Below are 1,592 nucleotides of genomic sequence, written 5' to 3' on the forward strand. Positions count from 1 at the left end.
GGTGCCGATGCGCGCGCCCCGCGGCAGGTCCGTGAACTTCAGCGCGTCGCGCGCGACGATCACGTCCCGCGGGTCCTCGCGCACCGGTACGGCGGGGTGCGCGGCAGCAGCAGGACGAACGCCAGCGCCAGCGCGCACAGCACCGCCATCGCGGCGACCCCGCCCCAGCCTCGCAGGGCGGACCGCGCACGGCTCAGGTCCATCGCCTTGCCCCCTGTCACCGGTACTCCGAAAGTCTGCGGCCGATGCCGGCGACGGCGCCGGCCGCGCCCAGCACCGCGAGGACGGCGGCGCCCTCCGGCAGTCCGGTCATGGCGTCCCGCCCGTCCCCGGCCGCCCGCTGGAACTCGGCCTGCTCGTGGTCGATGGCCCGGGCGAGACTGCGGTCGACGCCGTCGAAGCACTCGGCGGTCGCGCCCTTGGCGCCGATCACCTTGTCCAGCGCCTGCTGGTAGTTGCCGTTCTCGTCCTCGGCGCGGGCCGCGGAGTGGCGCTGCTTCCACACCGCCATGTCGGCCTCGGCCGCCTTGACCGGTGCGGTGCCCCCCTGGTCGTCGGCGAGCCGCGCCGCCTCGGTCAGCCCCCTGCCGAGCACGGCGATGTCCTTGTCGAAGTCGTGGTAGTAGGCGTCGTACGTCGTGCCGTCGACCGTGACGGTCTCGGCGCCCCGCGCCACCAGGCTCAGGTTCTCGTTGCCGCGCGCCTTCAGGGAGGCGATCCGGGCGTCGTGGAGCACGTTGAGCGAGCGGATGCCGTGCTGGTAGGAGCCGTCCAGCCCCGACCGGGCGACGGCGTGGCCCACGACCAGCCACAGCAGGGCGACGGCCGTCGCGGCGCTGGCGGCGACCAGGCCGTGGTTGAGGACGCGGTGGGTGCGCCGGTACATGCGGTGCTGGGCCCAGCCGAGCGCGGCCAGCGCCAGCAGCCCGAGCGCGATCGCGGTCCACGGGTACGGCGTCGCGTCCGCGTAGTCCGCGTCGAGCCGCCGGTTCTCCGTGGTGTAGAGGGCCTCCGCCGCCGGGAGCATCTGCTTCTGCATCTTCTCGTTGGCGTACCGCAGATAGGCGCCGCCGACCGGATAGCCCTGCCGGTTGTACGTCCGGGCCCGCTCGATGAGGCCCTTGTACTCGGGCAGCAGCCGGTTCAGCCCGGCGATGGTCTCCTCGGAGGCGGAGCCCGGCTCGGCGTTGGCGGCGGCGGTGACGAGCCCGGCGGCGGCGGTGCGGATGTCCTTCTCGTACCGGTCCCTGGACCGCGCGTTCTCCTGCCCGCCCGCGAGGAACCCGCTGGAGGCCGCGGTGTTGGCGTCGGCCAGCGACCGGTAGATGTCGGCCGCGCCGGAACTGAGCGGCTGGCTGCGGTGCAGCACGTCGTCGGCGGCGGCCGAGCGGGTACTGGTCTGCCAGGCGGTGACCGCCCCGAACGCGACGACCAGCAGCGCCAGGACGGCACCGATGATCCGCAACCGCCCCGGCTCGGTCGTCGCGGCGGCCCGCAGCCGTTCGACACCCTCGGCGAAGGCGGTCCGGCTGCGGTTCATGCGGCACGCGGGGTCGACGGCGGTCCTGGGCGCGTTGGCGGTGGCGCGGGGC

2 protein-coding genes are annotated in these 1,592 nt (G+C 74.7%); both read right to left on the reverse strand.

Annotation, left to right across the window (positions count from 1 at the left end; translation table 11 throughout):
* Positions 1-59: 59 nt before the first annotated feature.
* Positions 60-203, reverse strand: a complete 144-nt coding sequence (locus ABZV94_RS41530) for a hypothetical protein (protein WP_356350284.1) — start codon at positions 201-203, stop codon at positions 60-62.
* Positions 204-217: 14 nt separating this feature from the next.
* Positions 218-1,540 (reverse strand): hypothetical protein, encoded by a 1,323-nt coding sequence (locus tag ABZV94_RS41535; protein WP_356350281.1) that lies wholly within the window; start codon positions 1,538-1,540, stop codon positions 218-220.
* Positions 1,541-1,592 lie beyond the last annotated feature (52 nt).

The sequence above is a fragment of the Streptomyces sp. NPDC004658 genome, from assembly GCF_040609555.1.
In the GTDB taxonomy this organism is placed as follows: Bacteria; Actinomycetota; Actinomycetes; order Streptomycetales; family Streptomycetaceae; genus Streptomyces.